Here is an 18505-nt window from a genome sequence, read left to right as displayed (position 1 = left end):
AATATTTCCGCGGTCACCACGCACGCTCCCGGTGTTCTAGGCTCGGGATATGGCTAACTCCCCCTCTGGTGAATCAATGATCACGAGAGTGGTGCGTCTTCTGGCTGCCCTGTCTACTCACCCCCGCCCACTCAGTGCCCGGGAAATCGCGGCCGAGGCCGCACTCCCCGTCTCGACCACGTACCGCCTGCTGCGGGAACTCGAGTCCGAAGACATTGTGACCCGCGATACCGACAGCCGATGGCAGCACGGAAACCGTCTCTGGGAGATCGCATCCCGGGGCTCCCATGCCCAGACTCTGCGTGATGCTGCGCTTCCTCCGATGGAGGACCTCGTGGCCAGCCTCCGTTTTCATGTTTCACTGAGCATTCTGGATCGTCATGAGGTTCTGTACCTCGAACGACTTACTCCGAATGATTACACGGTCAATCCCATCGCGGTTGCCGGCCGTCTTCCCGCACATGCAACTTCTTCGGGTCTGGTCCTCACTGCCTTTGGTCCGCCGGAGGGACAGAAACTGATGCTCAGACGCACCCTCCCCCGTTTCACCGAGGCAACCCCCACCAGCCCAGCCGAGTTACGCGCAATTTTCGCCAGCATCAGGCGCAACGGTTTTGTCACCGTCCCCGGCGCGCTGATCCCGGAATCAACCGGCATTTCAGTGCCGGTCTTCGACACCGGTGAATACGCCATCGCCGCTTTAACGGTCATTGTTCCCTTGGGTGAGGAAAAGCTGGAGGTGAAGGTCCCCCAGTTGAAACTCGCCGCCCGAGCCATCCGACGCCGTCTGGGCAATACGCCCGAAGAGCTTCCAGGAATTCTCCGGGAGACGCAGTTATCGCCCGATGAATTGTAGAGCTGGACAATTCGGCAAATGCGGTTCGGGCCAACGGGACACCACCCGCCGCCTGCCGAGGCCACTTCGCGACAGGAGAGCAGGTTCATCCCCGCAGCCAGAGGTGCTGCCGGATACAGAAACAAGCAGGCGACCACAGCGCGTGGGGTGGTCGCCTGCTTTTCTAGATGATCTCTGCGCCTACTGGTCATCCCGCAGGTTATTGCCTGCGGTCTCACCACCATCGAGCACAAAGGAACCGCCTGTGGCGAAGGTCGATTCATCAGAGGCCAGGTAGACGATAAAACTGGAGATCTCTTCCACCTGGGCTGCCCGGCCCAGCGGCACCTGTCCGAGACCCCGCTCAAGATGAGCGGTCAATGGTGTTTCGACACTACCGGGGTGAACGGAGTTGACTCGGATATTGTACTTACCCAGATCCAGTGCAGAGGTTTTAGTCAATCCCTGAACTGCCCACTTGGCGGCGGAATATGCCGCCCGATTCTTAAAGCCGGTGACACCGGCAATTGAGGAGATGTTGATGATCGAGGCAGTCGAGTTCTTCTTCAGCTCTGGTAGAGCCGCCTTCATCCCGTAAAACACTCCGTTCAGATCGATGGCAATGGTCCTCTCCCAGTCCGTTAGCGTGGCATCCTCCACACTGCCCGCCGTAAAAATACCGGCATTGTTGACCAGTACATCCAACTTGCCGAATCGCTCGACACTCGCCTGCACAGCTCTCTGCCAGTCGGCGTAGTCGGTGACATCGAGATGAAGGAAATGGGCGCAGTCACTCCCGAGTTCATCCGCGAGCTTCTGCCCCTGATCATCAGCGACATCAGTGATCACCACCTGAGCTCCATGTGCGACGAGCATGCGGGCATGGGATTCCCCCATCCCCGACGCTGCTCCCGTAATCAGCACTACTTTTCCGGCAACGCGTTCAGATTGTTTTGTCATGGGCCGGAGAGTACAGCCACTCCAAAATGAAGTCTCGCGATCCAGATCGCCGTTTCATTCAATGAGTCACATGTGGCCGGGCGGGCCGAGCTGCGATAGATGACCTGCCCCTCCCCATTCCCCAACCCCACCCTCTCCACACGGGAGCAGTCCCTAACCAGCTGGCATATCACAGACCGGCCCGCAGCGGCCTCCAACCGGGGAGATTCGGCCGCGCTTCCCGCACCATGGCACGCCCATAGCCCGCCCTTGATAACGGTGCGCGATATTCTCATTCATTGATCTATTACGTCTCAATGAATGAGACGACCGTTTCCTTCCCCTCGGCCCGGCTCCATGCTGTGAGTCACACCACGGAATCTTGGTGAGAAGGGACACAAAGAATGAAACTGTTGAACACCACCCGCTTGTCCGATCACTACGACCTGGTAGTTGTCGGCTCCGGCGCGGCAGGACTGACCGCTGCAGCCACCGCAGCACATACTGGTCTGAGGGTTCTTGTCACAGAAAAGTCCCACCTGCTGGGAGGCACCTCCGCGGTCTCCGGCGGGATGCTCTGGGTCGTCGACAACCACTATGCCAACCAGTCCGGACTGACCGATTCCAAGGCTGAGGGCCGCACCTACGTCGAGGCAGTAGGACGGGGGCGGGGACGCGCAGAACTCCTGGACGCCGCCATCGACAATGGTGCTGACATGCTCAAGTTCATCGAGGAGCACCTGGATGTGGAGTTCCTCTTCCTGGATAATTTCCCCGATTACCGCCAGGACCTCCCGGGAGCAGTAAAAGGGGGACGCACCATCGAACCGAAGCTGTACAACTTCCGTGAAGCTCTGGGCGACCTGGCCGATCATGTTCGCACCGACGGCCGTCACCCGTACACGATGCAGGAATATGAGACCTGGGGAGCCTTCACCAAATTCCCCTGGGACGAGATGAACCAGCGGGTTGCTGACGGTTTCGCAGCCAAGGGACATGCCCTGGTCTCCATGCTCCTGGCCGCCTGCCAACAGCTGAACGTGACTTTCGCCGTGGACACGCGGATCACTCATCTCCAGAACAGTCCTGAAGGGATCACGGGCGTCATCACAGATGAGGGGCAGTCCGTATCCTCGGATGCTGTCATGCTCGCATCCGGCGGCTTCGAGTGGGACCATCAGCTCGCGGACTCGCTCCTTGCTTCCCGCCTGTACGCCGTCTGTTCTCCGCCCTCCAACTCGGGCGATGGCCTCAAAATGGCCCAGCGTATCGGCGCGGCCACCCGCGGCACCCGTGAAGCATGGTGGGCCCCCATGTCATTGACCGGTGGAATGCGGGACGGCTCCCCCATCGGTTCCCTCCTTCGTTTCGAACGCCAGGGCCCAGGCTCCATCATGGTTAACCGCCACGGAGTGCGATTCGCCAACGAAGCCCAAAACTACAACGATCTCGCTCGCTGCCTGCAGTCCTGGGACTCACCCCGCAACCAGCCTCTCAACACTCCCGCGCACGTGGTGTTCGACCATTCCTACCTGGAGCGCTACGGCATTCTGGACCACCGTGCTGGCCAACCGACTCCGGATTACCTCATTGAAGCACCCACGCTCAGGGAACTGGCCGAGAAGATCGACGTCCCGGCAGACAACCTCGAGGAAACCGTGAAGCGTTTCAACGAGATGGCGGAGCGGGGCGTGGACGATGACTTCGGTCGAGGATCCTCTGAATACGACCGTTACTGGGGAGACAAGGAATGTCCGTGGCCCAATCCCTCCCTGGGGCCCCTGCAGTACGGCCCCTATTACGCGCTCGAGGTAGTCAACGGCGCTTTCGGCACCTCCGGCGGCGTCGCCACCGATGGTAACGGGCAGGTCATCGATGTAGACGGTGAGCCCATTCCGGGTCTTTTCGCTGCAGGCAACGTGGCCGAATCTCCGTTTGCAGCCGGCTACCCCGGTGCTGGTGCAACCCTCGGCCCCCTCATGACGATGGCGTATCAGGCCGGCCGTGCCATCGCTGCGACAGCGCCGCGTCGCACCCCGGTGAAGGTAGGTGCCCAATGATCCGGCATGTACTGATGATCAGGTGGAAGGACTCCTTCTCCGCCGACATCCGCGAGAAGTGGGTTGAGGGGCTGGAGAAGATGCGCGGCAACATCCCCGGCATGCTCGCGCTGTCTCACGGGCCCGACATTCTTCACACCGAGAAGTCCTGGGACCACGTGATCATCGTCGACTTCGCCTCAGTCGAGGACATTGCAACCTATAACTCCCACCCCCTGCACGAGGCAATCAAACCCTATTCCCTGCCGAACGCAGCAGAGCTGGCCTACGTGGATTTTGAGATCCCCGAGACTGCTACTTCGCCCTCGGATATGAGGTGAGGAAGTTTTTCTCTCCCGGTCCCGCACAGCGCCTCTTGACCGTTCATTCCCACCCCTGACATCACTTTTCAGGACCATTCCCCGAGCAAGGTTGCGGTACGAGAGCAGCCTCCATCCGATCTTCCTCAACATCAGGAGCAAACCCCATGAACACTAAACCCGCATCCTCCGCTGTCCACAGCTGCGATGTCCTCGTCGTCGGCTCCGGCGTCGCGGGCCTGGCAACCGCTCTGGCCGCCGCTCACCAGGGTCTCGATGTCATCGTCGCGGAACAGGAGGCCCACTTCGGCGGCACCGCCGCCATCTCCGCCGGCTGGGCCTGGGTCCCCGGCAACCCCAAGGGAGCAGCCGCCAGCGACGACACCCGCGAAGAGGTCGAAACCTACCTCAAGGCCCTGGCACCGGACACCTACAACGAGGCCGGTGTGAAAGCCTTCCTCGACACCGTCCCGGAAGCCATCACCTTCTTCGAGGACAACACCGAGGTCAACTTCGTCTACCCCGACAAAGCCCCCGACTACCAGATGGACCTGCCGGGAGCGAAGATCGGCGGTCGCGCCATCCTCCCCGACGACGCCGATGCCCGCATGCTCGGTGAGCGCCGCCATGAACTCCAGCCCTACCTGAGTTCCTACACCGTCTTCGGTTACATGCCCCAGGTCGGCCCGGACCTCAACAAGGTCGTCCAGGCCAACCGCTCCGTGCGGGCCTTCTGCTACGTGGCCGGCAAGCTCACCCGCACCTGGTTCGACGCGCTCGCCCACCGCCAGCCCCTCAAACGCACCAACGGCTCTGCCCTGATCACCCGCATGGTCCGCTCCGCACTTGATGCCGGTGTCACCATCTGGACCTCCACCCCCGTGGAGGCCCTCGAACAGGATGACAGGGGAGCCATCACCGGGGCAGTCCTCGGCGGCGTCCACTCCGGCACTGTCCACGCCCGCCTCGGCGTGGTACTCGCCGGCGGCGGCTTCACCGGCAACACCACCCTGCGCCGAAAGCACTTCCCACATGATGCGACCGGCGACAACCACATCACCCCCACCATCGGCCACAACGGCACCAGCGCAGAGATGGCCATCGCAGCCGGTGGCCGGATCAGCGACGCCGTGTTCACCCCGGGCTCCTGGGCACCGATCACCGAGTTCACCCAGCTGCGCGACGGCAGACAGCGACTGTTCCCGCACCTGCGCCAGATCGGCCTACCCGGGATGATCACCGTGGACCGCACCGGACGACGCTTCGGCAATGAGGCCTTGAGCTACCACGACTTCGGCCGTCAGCTGCTCGAACACGACAAGGACCACGACGATACCTACGCGTGGATCATCGCGGACGCCGCCTGCATGCACACCTACGGCATCGGCTACGCCAAGCCCTGGCCCATCCCGCGGAAGTACTTCCACGACATCGGTTTCCTCATCAAGGCCAACACTCTTGCCGAGCTGGCCGGGAAGATCGGTGCAGATCCGGCCACCCTGGAGGAGACAGTCACCCGTTTCAACGGTTTCGCCCGCAGCGGTGTGGACGAGGACTTCGGCCGGGGGTCCACCGCCTACAACCACTTCCGGGGTGACCCCACCCACAAGCCGAACCCGAACCTGGCAACCCTGGAGAAGGCCCCCTACTACGCAGTGAAGATCCGGATGGGCGATCTCGGTTCCTTCGCCGGCCTCGACGTCGATGACCACTCAGCGGTGACCGACGCCGATGGCCGGGCTATCCCCGGACTGTTCGCAGTGGGTTCAGCCGCGGTCTCCGTCTTCGGCGGTGGCTACCCCGGCTACGGCTCCCACATCGGCCCCGCCCTGGTCTTCGGTTACCGGATGGGTCGCGACATCGCCAAGCTGAACAACGAAGTGCAATCAGGACAGCGGGTGAACGCCGGATGAGACATTCCCCGCTCCCAGCGCCGAGCCAGCAACGACCGCCCCACCATTCATCCCCCACAGTTCTTCTCAGAAAGGAAGAGTCCATGTCTACGCATCCGGAAACCCTCACCCAGATTCCCCCGTATTCACATGAGTTGAACTGGCCGGAGGATCTGGCTCCCTACCGGGTCATCGACGAAGACGGCTCCCAGGGTAATCCCTACCGTCATTACGCCTGGATGCGGGAGAATGCACCGGTGATGAGGGCTGCCACTCCCGGGGCCGACGTCTGGTTCCTGACCCGTTACGAGGACGTCCGCAAAGCCCTCCGCGCGCCGAAGATATTCTCCTCTGAGGTGATTCAACCGGTGCCGCTGACCTTTCTCACCCTGTTCGATGCCCCGAACCACGCTCGCCTGCGCAAGGTGGTCGCCAGGGCATTCACCCCCAAGGCGGTGGGCATCATGGAAGATCGCATCCGTGAGGTCGGCACCGGACTCCTCGAGAAGATGATCAAGAAGGGCGGAGGCGATGCCGTCGCCGACTACACCCTGCAGCTGAGCATCGCCACCATCAGCGGCATCCTCGATGTACCTGCCGCCGACATCGGCAAGATGAAGTTCTGGTCGGATGAGATCTTCACCTTTTTCGCCCAACTCGCCCGCAACGCCCCCGGTAATGAAACCGCTGAGGAGAGCACGAAGGAGTTCCTGGCTTACCTGTTGAACAACCTCGAGCGCCTCTACCAGGAGGAAAGTGAGGCGGTTGGTGGGCATATCGCCCGGATGTGGAAGGAAGGCCTGCTTAACGACAAGGAGGCCTCCGAGCTGTGCTCCTTCATGTTCGTGGCCGGTCACGACACCACCACACTGCTGATGGCGGCGGCGTTCCTGCAGTTCCACGAGAGTCCGGACCTTCTTTCCCGCCTCCGCAACAACCCCGAGGACATCAAGAAATTCGTCGAGGAACTGGCGCGCTTCCGGGGCCCCATCCACCGCACCGTCCGCCGAACCACGGAGGCGGTGGAAGTCGCGGGGGTGACCATCCCGAAGGATGCGGTTGTCCGCTTGATGGTTGCCGCTGCAAACCGGGATCACGAGAAATTCCCCGACGGAGATGTCTTCAACATGGATCGGGAGACCGACGGTCATTTCGGCTTCGGGCACGGAGTCCACAGCTGTGTCGGTGCTCCCCTGGCCCGCCTGGAAACCACCGTCACCGTTGAGCTGCTGTCCAGCATGGTCGAGAAGATCGAACTCGACCCGGAGGGCGTCATCGAGTACGCACATGGCAACAACATCAGCAATGGCACCGAGAAACTCCCCGTCCGGTTGTACGCCCGCGACCGTGCACTCGTCGGTTAGGAAGGAAAGAACATGGCAGACAACCCCATCGTCATCGTTGGTGCCGGTCATGCCGGTGTCACCATGGCAGTACGCCTGATGGAACTGAACTGGTCAGGAGGGGTGGTGCTGATCGACGAACAGTCCACCGCCCCCTATGAGCGTCCACCTCTGTCGAAGGATGTTCTGCAGGCAGGCTCCAACGGAACGGCCCCGCTCCTCCGAAAGCCCCAGTGGTTCGAGGACAAAGGTATCCGTCTGATCACCGGTCGTACAGCCACAGAAATCCACCGGGGACAGAAGTTCGTCCGGCTCTCCGATGGAACCACCCAGCCGTACCACCGGCTGGTGATCGCGACGGGAGCCACGGCGCGTACCCTGCCCGTCCCGGGAGGCGATCTCCCTGGCGTCCAGCTGCTCAAAACCCATGAGGATGCGAACCAGCTCAGGGAGTCACTGCAACCCGGAAAACAAATTGTTGTCATCGGAGCCGGTTACATCGGTATGGAAGTCGCTGCGGCAGCAGCGAAGGCCGGATGTGAAACCACCGTCATCGAGTTCCAGGACCGCATCATGGCACGTGTCACCTCGGAGCCCGTCTCCCATTTCTTTGAGGATCTGCATCGGCAGGCCGGCACCAAATTCCATTTCACCACCGGCGTCACCGAGATCCAGGGTTCAGGTCGTGCGGAACGGGTGCTCACCGACAACGGCGGAAGCCACGAGGCCGATTGTGTGGTCGTCGGTATCGGGGTGATACCCAATCAGCAGCTGGCGGAACAGGCTGGGCTGGAATGTCGGGACGGCATCCTCGTCGATGACCACGGTCGTACCTCGGACCCTTATATCTATGCGATCGGGGATGTCACACGCTCAGTCTGCCCCTTCGAGAAGGTGGACCGCCGACTCGAATGCATCCAGAATGCCGTGCACCAGGCCACCCAGGCGGCCCGCAGCATCATGGGGGCTGAACCGGTCAACCCCGAAATCGCCTGGTTCTGGACGGTCCAACACGGGAAACGACTCCAGACTGCAGGAGTACGCCACCCGGATGACCGGGTCGTCCTGCGGGGCAGCGTCACGGACGGAAAATTCTCCGTTCTGTACCTGCGAGAGAACCGGCTCGCCGCCATCGACACCATCGGCAGACTAACCGACTTCAAGCAGGGGAAGAAGCTGATTGCCGCCGGGAACGTACTCGATCTTGAAACAGCCGCCGACCCTGAACTTCCCTTGATGGATGCCGCCCTCCTCCTCGTCAACGCTTAATCTCCTGAAAGGAAACATCATGTCCAACCCGAATATCAACGTCATCGACCGTGAGGGAGAGTCCCATGTCATCGAATGGGAGGACGACCAGTCCCTGATGGAGGCCCTCCGGGACAATGATCTCCCGGTCCTGGCATCCTGCGGTGGCACAGAATCGTGCGCAACCTGCCATGTGTACGTGGAAAAGGAGGTCTTCGACAGTCTCGACGACCGGAGCGAGGACGAGATTGAACTGCTGGAGGAGGCAGAGGGCTTCCAGGCTGACTGCTCCCGGCTGTCCTGTCAGGTCCCTTTCCGTCCAGATTTCCTGGGCACTACGGTGACGCTCGCCCCCGAGGATGAGTGAAAGTTCAATCGTCACAGGATCGGCCTGTTGCAGGCTCCCGTCCAAGGAGACGGGCAGGATCCTCGTGCCTGCGGGGCTAGTTCTGGTATTCCCAGCAGGTTGACACTACCCCCATAACGGAACAACCGGTGACCGGCTCTCGGCTGGTCACCGGTTGCTCCGTTATGGGGGAAACCTCTGGCCTACGTCCCCGGCCCCGTCCGTCACTCCGCCTTGCGGCGGGTGCGGCGCTTCTTACGCGGCGGGGGGAGCTGGCCGGCGGCGCGGAGGCCGGCGACGTGGTGGGCGAGGGCGTCGACGAGATCGGGGACCTCGGCGATCTCGGGGACGACGTCGACGCGCAGTCCCATCTCCTTGGCGGTGGCCTCGGTCATGGGGCCGATGCAGGCGATGATGGTGCGCGGATGCGGCTTGCCGGCGATACCGACGAGGTTCTTCACCGTCGAGGAGGAGGTGAAGCAGACCGCGTCGAATCCACCCGACTTGATCATCTCGCGGATCTCCGCCGACGGCGGGGCCGCGCGGACGGTGCGGTAGGCGACGACATCGTCGACCTCCCAGCCCTTCTCCAGCAGACCGTCGACGAGGACATCGGTGGCGATGTCGGCGCGCGGCAGCAGGACGCGTGCCACCGGGTCGAGGTCTTCGACGTACTCGGGGAAGACCTCCACCAGGCCGGCGGCGTTCTGGCGGGTCACGGCGGGCAGCAGCTCCGGGGTCATGCCCAGGTCACGGATCGCCTGGGCGGTCTTGGTGCCCACGGCGGCCAGGCGGACACCGGCGAAGGAGCGGGCGTCGAGACCGAACTCGACGATCTTCTCCCACACGGCGGACACCGCGTTGACGGAGGTGAAAACGACCCACTGGTAGCGGCCCTCGACGATGCCCTTGATGGCGCGTTCCATCTGGGCGGGGTTACGCGGCGGCTCGACGGAGATCGTCGGCACCGACTGCGGGATGGCGCCGTAACCGGACAGGCGCGCGCTCATCGCGGCGGCCTGCTCCTTGGTGCGCGGCACCAGCACCCGCCAGCCGTACAGCGGACGGTTCTCCCACCAGGAGTACTTGGTGCGGTCGTCAACACCCTTGCCCAGGGTGACCACCAGCTGGCCCGGCAGTTCGGCATCCAGCCGACCCAGGGTGCCCAGGGTGGCGTCGTGGGTGCGCTGCAGGCGGGTAGTGCCGTTGACGGTGACGGAGACCGGCGTCTCGGCACCCATGCCGCGGGCGCTCAACTCGGTGGCGATGGTGGCCAGGTCATCGGCCGTGGCCTGCAGCACCAGGGGCTGCGGGGCGCTGGCCAGCTGATCCCAGTCGACGTTGTTGTCGGTGACGTCGGTCTCCGTGTAGGTGGAGCCGAGACCGATGCCCGCGAAGGACGGGACAGTCGAAGGCAGGGACATACCCGGCACGACCTGGAACTCCAGACCGGCGGCAGCGACCGCGGCGATCTCCGCCATCGTGGAGTCACGCGTCAGGGGGTTGCCGGTGACCAGGCGGATGACATCGCCGTTGTCCTCGGCGAGGGCACCGCGCAGTTGCGCCGCGATCTCCTCGGGCCGGGTGGACGCCACCTCGCGGATGTCAGCGGCGGTCGGTGCCGGCGGGCGCGGGGGACGACGGCGGGCGCCGGCCTCCTTGGCTTCGGCGCAGATGCGCTCGTACTCGGCCTCGGCGGCGTCGAGACGCTCCTGGGGAACGGGCAGCGCGGACGCCACCACCTCGCGCACACCACTGAGCACGCCCGGGTCGGTCACGGCGATGGATGTTGCAGCGAGGACCTCGCGGGCACGAACGGTAAGCAGTTCGGGGTTTCCGGGGCCTGCGCCGACGAAGACGACCTTTCCCGGCTGGGAGGTCTGGGGGACCATGCTCATACAGATCTTTTCTAGTGTGGACTACTCACAACAGGGCATGACACGGATGCACGCCCCGTCGGAGGGCTTCAAAGGGGGCCATATCATTCGGGGGCGTACACAGTGTGGTATTCACACCTTAAATTAGGAACGCCGGAATACGAAAAAGCCCGGTTTCCCGGACTACTGCGCAGCAGCCCCGCGACGGCGGTTTTTTCGGGACTCAGCCCACGAGTATGGACAGCTCGCGTGCGTAGTCCTCCGCCCTGGGGGTGGAGATGATGATGCGGTTGACGGTGGCGGACTTCAGCTCGAGGATGATGCCCGGCCCACTGCCGTGGCACACCGCGAAGGTGCTGGCGCCGGTGCCGTCAACCGCGGTGAACGTACCGGTGTTGGTGAGACCCCGGATGCGGGTGCCGGGGGCACGCCGCCCGGCGGGCACGGCGCGCGCCAACCCGCAGGCGTCATCGACGACGGAGACACCCGTGATCACACGGGTGGGGATGGTGAAGTGCGAACGTCGTGCCGCGAGCTTCTCCCACCAGTCGAGGGCGACCGTCACCTGCCGGTCGCTGATCTTCAGAACAGCCATGATGCTGGCGAGTGTATACGCCCGACGGCTAACGGTCGATCAGGTCCGCCGCGCCGCGGCCCAGAAGATCAGCCGCGGCAGCCTCACCGAGGGCCACCGGATCAGTGCCGGACCCCTCGTAGACCAGCTGGGTGGAGCCGTCAAGGGCGAAGACACCCGCGGTGAGGTGGATGGTGCCGTCCGCGTCGATCGTCGAATGGGAGGCGACGGGGGCGGTGCAGCCGGCCTCGAGACGGTTGAGCACGATGCGCTCGGTGTTCGCGCAGGTGTAGGCGGCGGCGTCGAGAAGCAGGTCGATGGCGGCGCGGGCCTCCTCATCGTCGGTGCGGCACTCGACGGCCAGGGCACCCTGGGCCGGTGCAGGCAGGATCACGTCCGGGCCGAAGACCTCGGTGGCGCGCTCCCCCAGCCCGACGCGGGACAGACCGGCGTAGGCCAGCACGACGGCATCAAGTTCACCGTCGGTGACATAGCCCATGCGGGTCTCGATGTTGCCGCGCAGCGGGCGGATGTCCAGGTCAGGGCGCACGGCCTTGAGCTGGGAGATGCGGCGCGGCGCGGAGGTGCCCACCCGGGCCCCCTGCGGCAGCTGCGCCAGGGTGAGTTTGTCGCGGGCGATGAGGGCCTCGCGGGCGTCGGCACGCACCGGCACAACGAGGTGGAAGCGCTCATCCGGGGCAGTGGGCAGATCCTTGAAGGAGTGGACCGCAATGTCACATTCCCCGGCATGCAGGGCCTCGCGCAGCGCCTGGGTGAACACTCCGACGCCGATGCGTTCGACAGGTGCCATGTTGACATCGCCGGCGGTGGTCACCAGGTGCAGCTCGGCGTCGTAGCCGGCGGCGATGAGGGCGTCACGCATGTGCCCGGACTGGGTGGTGGCGAGGTTGGAGCGGCGGGTGCCGATCTTCAGGGTCTTCAAATTCCTCGGATCTCCTTCGGGTTCATCATTTATTTGGTGGTGAGCTTGCCCTCAGGCAGTTCAGAGACGGAGACGGCCACGGCCGGGGCCTCCGTCGAGAGTCCGAACAGCTCCTGCAGCGCGGACTCGTAGGAGACGACGCCGGACTCGGCGGCGAGCTGCTTCACGCGCACCGTCGGCTCGTGGAGGAGCTTGTCCACCACCCGGCGTACCGTGCGGGTGACCTCCGCGAAATCCGGCCCGTCCACCTCCGGGACGCGGGCGCGCAGACGGTCCAGTTCGTCCTCGACGAGTTCCGCCGCATGCCGGCGCAGCGCCGAGACCGCCGGCACCACATCCCGGATGCGCTGCTCCGAACTGTACTCGCGCAGCTGCTCAGCGACGATCTCAAGCGCGGCCCTGTGGCCGGTGTCCTTGTCCCCGCGGCCGGAGATCGTCTGGTGGAGGCGTTCGATGTTGACCAGGTGCACGCCGTCGAGTGCGGCGACCCCGTCCTCGATGTCACGCGGCATCGACAAGTCGATGAGCATGAGGTCCCGGGGGCGTTCCGCCGGGATGTCGGCGGCGGTGATGGTGAACTCATCCGCACCGGTGGCAGAGACCGCCAGATCGACGTGGGAGAGCACGGAGGCACGGTCCTCGAAGTCCACGACCTCGGCGGCGACGCCGGCCTGGTGGGCATGCTCCGCCAGCCGCTCCGCACGCTCGCGGGTGCGGTTGGCGATGATGAGCTTGTCGACGCCCAGCCGCCCCAGGTGGGTGGCCGCCAGCGAGGCCATGGCCCCGGCTCCGAGCACCAGGGCGGTCCTACCACCGAGGTCCTCGATGTGGAGGTTCTCCAGGGCCTCGTCCACGGCCACGGAGACCATCGACGCACCGGCGTCGTCGATGTCGGTCTCCGAATGGACGCGTTTGCCGGTCTGCAGAGCGGTCTGCGCCAGGCGGTGCAGCGCCGGACCGACCGTGCCCTTCTCGGTGGCCTCCTGGTACGCGGTGCGCACCTGGCCGATGATCTGCTGTTCGCCGACCACCATTGAGTCCAGACCGGAGGCGACGACCATCATGTGTTCGGCCGCAGCATCCGCGTAGCGGACGTAGAGGTAACCCCGCAGGGTCTCAATGTCGACGTCCGAGATCTCGTGCAGCACCTCAACCACGTCATCCACGCCGGCGTGGAAGGAGTTGGCCACGGAGTAGATCTCCAGCCGGTTACAGGTCGAGACGATCATTGCCTCGCTGAGCGAGGGCCGCTCAACGAGCTGGGAGGTTGTGTCGTGCCGGACCGATTCGTCCATACTCAGCCGCTCGAGCAGCGCCACCGGCGCCGACCGGTGCGACATTCCCACGACGAGCACACTCACGTTTTCCTTCACCGCTTTCAGCTTCACGGACATGCCAGGGACAGGTCCCCGAGAACGCTCCGTGCAGGCGCCGTCGGGGTGGATCATACAAAAGGATACCCCCGATCCACAGGAAACCCCCATCGGGTCCGTCAGCTCAGGCGAGGGCAGCAGCCAGTTCGTCACTGTCCACCTCCCAGCAGGCGAACTCCTCGTCGTCGATGACCACCACCGGAACCCGGTCCCCGAATTCCATCGCCAGCTCCGGATCGTGGTCGACGTTGAGCACCGACAGCTCCAGCCCGGCCGCCTCCACGACGGGGGTGATCTGCTGCTCCACCCGCGCACACGACCCGCAGGTCGTCCGCACCATCAACTCCACCGTCTGTGCCATCGTCCACCAGTCTCCTTCAGCCGGGCACAACACCCGTCTCACGCCTACCATGGACACGATACCGCCCGACCCCACCCACCCCGCACACAGGAAGGCTCGGAACGCGCAGTGAGCCCCTCCCCCAACGATCCCCTCTTCCCGGGCACCCCCCAGGAATTCCTCGCCAGCTGGAGCGCCACCCGCGGCAATCTCCGCCGATTCCTCGAGGACCGCGCGCTCCCGCCCATCGACGAGGAGTCCCAGCGCACCGCAGGTGAAGCCGCGGCTGCCGCCGCTGTCCAGGAGACGTTCGGCATTGAGCTGGATGCCTTCTCCTCCGGCGTCGACTCCGTCAGTGGCTCCATCGAGGCCGCCGGTGGCATCCACATCAGCACACCCGACCCCGATGTCCCCCAGGATGTCGGCGCGGCAGCCTTCTTCGACGTGGACAACACCCTCATCCAGGGGTCCTCGCTCATCGTCTTTGCAATGGGGCTCTTCCGGAAGAAGTACTTCCGCATCTCCGAGATCCTGCCCATCGCCTGGAAACAGCTGAAGTTCCGCATCACCGGCTCCGAGAACGCCGCCGATGTGGCCGAGGGACGCAACCAGGCGTTGGAGTTCATCAAGGGCAAGAGCGTCGCTGAACTGGTGGAGCTGTGCGAGGAGATCGTGGACTCCTCCATGATCGACAAGGCCTGGCCCGCCACCCGGGAACTGGCCCACATGCACCTGGCCGCCGGCCACCAGGTGTGGCTCGTGTCCGCCACCCCCGTGCAGCTGGCCCAGATCCTGGCGGAGCGCTTCGGCTTCACCGGCGCGCTGGGTACCGTCGCCGAGGTGGAGGACGGGCATTTCACCGGACGCCTCGTCGGCGACATCCTCCACGGCCCGGGCAAGAAACACTCCGTGGCTGCCCTCGCCGCCATCGAACAACTCGACCTGGCCCGCTGCACCGCCTACTCCGATTCCATCAACGACATCCCCATGCTGTCCATGGTCGGCACCGCGGTGGCCATCAACCCGGACAAGAAGCTGCGCAGGGAGGCCCAACAGCGGGGCTGGGCCATCCGGGACTATCGCAGCGTCCGCCGGGCCGTGCGCACCTGGGGGCTGCCCGCTGTGGTCACCGCCGCCGCGAGCCTGGGCAGCTGGCGGGTGTTCCGCCGGGAGAAGCAGGCCCAGTAGCCGGCGACGGTTGCATGGCCGTGAAAGACCGGAGGCCGCCGTCCCTCCCCCGCGAAGGGGTGGGACGGCGGCCTCCGGCACACCGGGAAACTACTTGCCCAGTTTCCTGCGCTGAACGCGGGTGCGACGCAGCATCTTGCGGTGCTTCTTCTTGGACATGCGCTTGCGGCGCTTCTTGATGACTGAACCCATGGGGTCTCCTCAGATAGTGAGTGAGTACGTACGTAACCTGCCGACATACCTCGAGGTGCACTCTCGACTGCGCTGGCTGCGCGTCCGGACCGTCGGCACGAATGGGATCCATCATACCGACGCCCGGGCCCCCGGCCAAAAAGACCTGCGGCGCCTGCCACCCACAAAGAAGTGACCGGCGCCGCAGGCGGAGGGGAGCCTTATCCGGCGTCGTAGTACGAAGAGTCGAGGTAGTCGTTGACCGCCTTCTCGTGGACCCTGAACGAACGTCCCACGCGAACGGCCGGCAGGTCACCTGCGTGAACCAGCCGGTACACGGTCATCTTGGAGACCCGCATGATCTCTGCGACCTCCGCGACCGTCAGAAAAGTTCCTTTGTCTGCATTAACCATATTCATCAACCCTTCAGCAGGTGGCGCGCTGCAGGCTTCCCCTCCCGCAGATCGGACACGCACGTGCTTGGACAAGCTTAGCGTGAATTGTGTGACGGTTGCGACTTAAGTGCCGTATTTTCTCCCGCCCTTGTCCCGGCCACCCACACATCAGGGGTTGCCGAGCTCCGCGGAACGCTTCGCGCAGGCCTCCGTCGCCCGGAAGAAGGCACCCCGCAGGCCGGATTCCTCGAGTTCGCGCAGTGCGGCAACGGTGGTGCCCGCCGGGGAGGACACGTTCGTGCGCAGGGTCGTGGGGTCCTGGCCGGACTCGGAGAGCATGATGCCCGCCCCCGCGGCGGAGGTGGTGACAAGCTTCTCGGCGACCTGACGGTTCAGGCCCAGGGAGACGCCGGCGTCGATGAGCGCCTCGGCGACGAGGAAGAAATAGGCCGGCGAGGAACCCGCGAGAGCCGTGACAGCGTCCATGTCAGATTCCGCGACGGGCAGCACCTCCCCCACCGCGGAAAGCAGCCCGGTGACGTCGTCGAGCTGTTCCGGGGTGACGAAGCGGCCCGCGGCAAGGGCGTTCATGCCGCGGCCGACGAGCATCGGAGTGTTCGGCATCACCCGCACGACGGGGGTGCCGGCGACGACGGCCTCCTCCATGGCACCCAAGGTCACACCGGCGGCCATGGAGACCAGCACGGTGGCGGTGTCGTTCTCCTCCACGGCCGCGTTGATCTCCGCGAGGACGTCGAGGATCAGGTAGGGCTTCACGCAGAGGAACACTACGTCAGCGTCCTCTGTGGCCTGCCTGTTGTCGGTGAGGTCACGCACCCCGTAGCGTTCCCGGAACTCCCGGCCGCGCTCGGGGCGGCGGTTGGTCACGGTGATTGACTGGGGGTCAGTGCCCGCGTTGACGAGACCGGAGATCAGCGCCTCGCCGATCTTCCCGCCTCCGATTACCACAATTTTTGTCATGCACCCCAGGGTGCCACAACACAGGCTCAGAGCATGACGATGGCCAGGGGGCCGAAGGTCATCAACAGACCGACGAAACCGGCCAGGACCATCGACAGGGCATCATTGGTGGTGCGCAGCGCCTTGACCACACCCACCATGCCGGCGGTCACGAGGACAGCCAGGATGGCCACCACCGGCCGGGAGAAGCTTTCCCACAGCATCTCGAAACCCTTGAAGATCACCACGCCGAGCACCACACCGATGGCCGTCATGAGGATCACCCCGGTGAGCGAGGTCTTCTCCTCGACCCCGGAGGTCTCCTCCCCGGCCAGCTGCGCGTCGACGTCCTCCGCCTCCGGCTCCTCCGGTTCCTCGGGGGCGTCGACCGGGGCGATCACACCGGTCTGCTCCGGAGCGGACTCGGGCTCCGGTTCCGGGAGCTCCGTCCCGACCTTGTCGAGCACGACCGTCTGGTCGGTGGCCGGTGTCGACTCCTCCGGCTCAGGCGTGGTCTCTTCCTCCCCGGTCTCCGGTTCCGGTCGGGATTCCGGCTCCGGACCGTCGATGGGGACCGATGAGTGCTTCGACTCGACGGGCTTCTCCTTGACGGCCGGGATGGAGCCGGTCAGTTCCGCGACGGAGATCCCGCCTTCCTCCAGGCTGCGGCGACGGCGTCGGGGGGTCTCCTCCCCCTCCTTCTCCCTGCCGGCACGCGCGAGCAACTCCGCGACAGTCAACTGTTTGTCGCTCATGTCACTTCCTTTCCTGGGGGATCTCGGTGAGTCCCTTGTCGATGCGCCGGAGGATGACACCCTCACGCAGTGCCCACGGACAGATCTCGATCATCTCCAGGCCGAGTGCGCGCATGCTGGCCTCCGCCACGAGGGCACCGGCGACGATCTGGTGCGAACGGTCGGAGCTGATGCCCTCCAGCTCGGCGCGGTCGGCCGCGGTCATGCGGGAGATGAACGCGATGAGCTGGCGCAGGCCCGGGGCGGTCAGGGTGCGCTTGGTGTAGGGGCCTTCGGCGCTGGGGGCTGCGCCGGTGAGGCGGGCCAGGGTGCGGAAGGTCTTCGAGGTGCCCACCGTGAGCCCGGCGGCGCCGTAGGCGCGCATCTGGCGGGCGGGTTCAGCCAGTTCAGCGTCGATGTAGTCGCGCAGGAGATTGACCTTCTTGCGCTCCGGCGGATCGGTGTCGAACCAGTGGTGGGTCAAGCGGCCCGCGCCGAGGTCGAGTGAGATCGCCACATCGGGGGTCTCGTCGGAACCGGTCGACAGCTCCAGGGAACCCCCGCCGATGTCGAGGTTGGTGATGCGCCCGGCGGACCAGCCGTACCAGCGGCGGGCGGCGAGGAAGGTGAGTCGGGCCTCGTCCTCCCCGGAGAGGACCTCCAGCCGGACGCCGGTCTCACGCTCCACGGCGTCCAGGACCTCCGCCGAGTTCGTGGCCGAACGCACCGCGGAGGTCGCGATGGGCATGATCTCCCGGCACCCGAGAGTGCCCGCCAGGTCCGCTGCCTCGGCCACGGCCTTCGTCAGGCGTCGGATGCCCTTGTCATCGATCGCCCCGTCACTGTCGAGGAGCTCCACGAGACGCAGACTCGTCTTCCAGTCGCTCATCGGGGTCGGGTGACCACCGTTGCGGGCATCGACCGCCACCATGTGGACAGTGTTGCTGCCCACGTCCAATACACCTAGTCGCACGCCTTCAAGGGTAGA

19 protein-coding genes are annotated in these 18505 nt (G+C 64.8%); 8 read left to right on the top strand and 11 right to left on the bottom strand.

Translation table 11 applies throughout. The annotated features are described in order from the left end of the window. Positions 1-49 precede the first annotated feature (49 nt). Positions 50-856, top strand: a complete 807-nt coding sequence (locus NYP18_RS01825; RefSeq protein WP_259426406.1) for an IclR family transcriptional regulator — start codon at positions 50-52, stop codon at positions 854-856. A 180-nt stretch (positions 857-1036) separates the two neighbouring features. On the opposite strand, the gene chcB1 is transcribed toward NYP18_RS01825, so the two are convergent. Further along, positions 1037-1795, bottom strand: coding sequence for a trans-4-hydroxycyclohexanecarboxylate dehydrogenase (gene chcB1 / locus NYP18_RS01820; RefSeq protein ID WP_259426405.1), 759 nt, complete (start codon positions 1793-1795; stop codon positions 1037-1039). Between the two features lie 383 nt (positions 1796-2178). Between chcB1 and chcC1 the strand changes: the two genes are divergently transcribed. The 6 genes from chcC1 (at position 2179) to NYP18_RS01790 (ending at position 8983) form a co-directional block, all read left to right on the top strand. Continuing rightward, positions 2179-3834 carry a 4-oxocyclohexanecarboxylate 2-dehydrogenase gene (chcC1, locus tag NYP18_RS01815; protein WP_259426404.1) on the top strand — a complete coding sequence of 552 codons (1656 nt, stop codon included), beginning with the start codon at positions 2179-2181 and terminating at the stop codon, positions 3832-3834. Then, positions 3831-4154, top strand: a complete 324-nt coding sequence (locus NYP18_RS01810; protein ID WP_259426403.1) for a Dabb family protein — start codon at positions 3831-3833, stop codon at positions 4152-4154. The genes chcC1 and NYP18_RS01810 overlap by 4 nt, the downstream gene beginning before the upstream one ends. Before the next feature lie 146 nt (positions 4155-4300). After that, a complete protein-coding gene (chcC2, locus tag NYP18_RS01805; RefSeq protein WP_259426402.1) occupies positions 4301-6046 on the top strand; it encodes a 4-oxocyclohex-2-ene-1-carboxylate 5-dehydrogenase in 1746 nt (581 codons plus the stop codon). Between the two features lie 83 nt (positions 6047-6129). Beyond that, positions 6130-7389, top strand: coding sequence for a cytochrome P450 (locus tag NYP18_RS01800; RefSeq protein WP_259426401.1), 1260 nt, complete (start codon positions 6130-6132; stop codon positions 7387-7389). 12 nt (positions 7390-7401) lie between these two features. Next, positions 7402-8637 (top strand): NAD(P)/FAD-dependent oxidoreductase, encoded by a 1236-nt coding sequence (locus NYP18_RS01795; protein WP_259426400.1) that lies wholly within the window; start codon positions 7402-7404, stop codon positions 8635-8637. Between the two features lie 19 nt (positions 8638-8656). Next, positions 8657-8983 (top strand): 2Fe-2S iron-sulfur cluster-binding protein, encoded by a 327-nt coding sequence (locus NYP18_RS01790; RefSeq protein ID WP_259426399.1) that lies wholly within the window; start codon positions 8657-8659, stop codon positions 8981-8983. A gap of 203 nt (positions 8984-9186) precedes the next feature. Here the strand turns inward: NYP18_RS01790 and NYP18_RS01785 are convergent, their stop codons facing one another. The 5 genes from NYP18_RS01785 to NYP18_RS01765 all read right to left on the bottom strand — a co-directional run bounded on the left by NYP18_RS01785 (position 9187) and on the right by NYP18_RS01765 (position 14090). Further along, entirely contained in the window at positions 9187-10860 is a 1674-nt protein-coding gene (locus NYP18_RS01785) for a bifunctional uroporphyrinogen-III C-methyltransferase/uroporphyrinogen-III synthase (RefSeq protein WP_259426398.1), read from the bottom strand. A gap of 202 nt (positions 10861-11062) precedes the next feature. Beyond that, positions 11063-11434, bottom strand: coding sequence for a hypothetical protein (locus NYP18_RS01780; RefSeq protein ID WP_259426397.1), 372 nt, complete (start codon positions 11432-11434; stop codon positions 11063-11065). Between the two features lie 28 nt (positions 11435-11462). Further along, on the bottom strand, positions 11463-12356 hold the full coding sequence (gene hemC / locus NYP18_RS01775) for a hydroxymethylbilane synthase (RefSeq protein WP_259426396.1): 894 nt from the start codon (positions 12354-12356) through the stop codon (positions 11463-11465). A gap of 29 nt (positions 12357-12385) precedes the next feature. Further along, complete coding sequence (locus NYP18_RS01770) at positions 12386-13717, bottom strand: glutamyl-tRNA reductase (protein ID WP_259426395.1); 1332 nt, start codon at positions 13715-13717, stop codon at positions 12386-12388. Between the two features lie 136 nt (positions 13718-13853). Further along, positions 13854-14090: a glutaredoxin family protein gene (locus tag NYP18_RS01765; protein ID WP_126120230.1), complete on the bottom strand. Its 237-nt coding sequence runs from the start codon at positions 14088-14090 to the stop codon at positions 13854-13856. A gap of 108 nt (positions 14091-14198) precedes the next feature. Between NYP18_RS01765 and NYP18_RS01760 the strand changes: the two genes are divergently transcribed. Beyond that, positions 14199-15257: an HAD-IB family hydrolase gene (locus NYP18_RS01760; RefSeq protein WP_259426394.1), complete on the top strand. Its 1059-nt coding sequence runs from the start codon at positions 14199-14201 to the stop codon at positions 15255-15257. Positions 15258-15347: 90 nt separating this feature from the next. Here NYP18_RS01760 and NYP18_RS01755 read toward each other — a convergent pair whose 3' ends face one another. From NYP18_RS01755 to NYP18_RS01735, 5 genes are all read right to left on the bottom strand, one after another. Then, positions 15348-15449 carry a 30S ribosomal protein bS22 gene (locus NYP18_RS01755; RefSeq protein ID WP_003855542.1) on the bottom strand — a complete coding sequence of 34 codons (102 nt, stop codon included), beginning with the start codon at positions 15447-15449 and terminating at the stop codon, positions 15348-15350. 200 nt (positions 15450-15649) lie between these two features. Then, complete coding sequence (locus NYP18_RS01750; protein WP_126120232.1) at positions 15650-15841, bottom strand: helix-turn-helix domain-containing protein; 192 nt, start codon at positions 15839-15841, stop codon at positions 15650-15652. A gap of 150 nt (positions 15842-15991) precedes the next feature. Next, entirely contained in the window at positions 15992-16804 is an 813-nt protein-coding gene (gene proC, locus NYP18_RS01745; RefSeq protein ID WP_126120233.1) for a pyrroline-5-carboxylate reductase, read from the bottom strand. 26 nt (positions 16805-16830) lie between these two features. Beyond that, positions 16831-17538, bottom strand: a complete 708-nt coding sequence (locus NYP18_RS01740; protein WP_259426393.1) for an Rv0497 family membrane protein — start codon at positions 17536-17538, stop codon at positions 16831-16833. A 1-nt stretch (position 17539) separates the two neighbouring features. Continuing rightward, complete coding sequence (locus NYP18_RS01735) at positions 17540-18490, bottom strand: Ppx/GppA family phosphatase (RefSeq protein ID WP_259426392.1); 951 nt, start codon at positions 18488-18490, stop codon at positions 17540-17542. Positions 18491-18505: the final 15 nt, after the last annotated feature.

It is taken from the genome of Corynebacterium lemuris (assembly GCF_024919295.1).
Classification (GTDB): Bacteria; Actinomycetota; Actinomycetes; order Mycobacteriales; family Mycobacteriaceae; genus Corynebacterium; species Corynebacterium lemuris.
The sequence above is the reverse complement of the archived record's forward strand: the minus strand, read 5'-3'. Positions and strand labels throughout refer to the sequence as shown.

Coding starts and splice junctions, on each gene's coding strand:
- NYP18_RS01825 (WP_259426406.1), top strand. CDS start 50: ATGGCTAACTCCCCCTCTGGTGAATCAATGATCACGAGAGTGGTGCGT.
- chcB1 (WP_259426405.1), bottom strand. CDS start 1,795: ATGACAAAACAATCTGAACGCGTTGCCGGAAAAGTAGTGCTGATTACG.
- chcC1 (WP_259426404.1), top strand. CDS start 2,179: ATGAAACTGTTGAACACCACCCGCTTGTCCGATCACTACGACCTGGTA.
- NYP18_RS01810 (WP_259426403.1), top strand. CDS start 3,831: ATGATCCGGCATGTACTGATGATCAGGTGGAAGGACTCCTTCTCCGCC.
- chcC2 (WP_259426402.1), top strand. CDS start 4,301: ATGAACACTAAACCCGCATCCTCCGCTGTCCACAGCTGCGATGTCCTC.
- NYP18_RS01800 (WP_259426401.1), top strand. CDS start 6,130: ATGTCTACGCATCCGGAAACCCTCACCCAGATTCCCCCGTATTCACAT.
- NYP18_RS01795 (WP_259426400.1), top strand. CDS start 7,402: ATGGCAGACAACCCCATCGTCATCGTTGGTGCCGGTCATGCCGGTGTC.
- NYP18_RS01790 (WP_259426399.1), top strand. CDS start 8,657: ATGTCCAACCCGAATATCAACGTCATCGACCGTGAGGGAGAGTCCCAT.
- NYP18_RS01785 (WP_259426398.1), bottom strand. CDS start 10,860: ATGAGCATGGTCCCCCAGACCTCCCAGCCGGGAAAGGTCGTCTTCGTC.
- NYP18_RS01780 (WP_259426397.1), bottom strand. CDS start 11,434: ATGGCTGTTCTGAAGATCAGCGACCGGCAGGTGACGGTCGCCCTCGAC.
- NYP18_RS01765 (WP_126120230.1), bottom strand. CDS start 14,090: ATGGCACAGACGGTGGAGTTGATGGTGCGGACGACCTGCGGGTCGTGT.
- NYP18_RS01755 (WP_003855542.1), bottom strand. CDS start 15,449: ATGGGTTCAGTCATCAAGAAGCGCCGCAAGCGCATGTCCAAGAAGAAG.
- NYP18_RS01750 (WP_126120232.1), bottom strand. CDS start 15,841: ATGGTTAATGCAGACAAAGGAACTTTTCTGACGGTCGCGGAGGTCGCA.
- proC (WP_126120233.1), bottom strand. CDS start 16,804: ATGACAAAAATTGTGGTAATCGGAGGCGGGAAGATCGGCGAGGCGCTG.
- NYP18_RS01740 (WP_259426393.1), bottom strand. CDS start 17,538: ATGAGCGACAAACAGTTGACTGTCGCGGAGTTGCTCGCGCGTGCCGGC.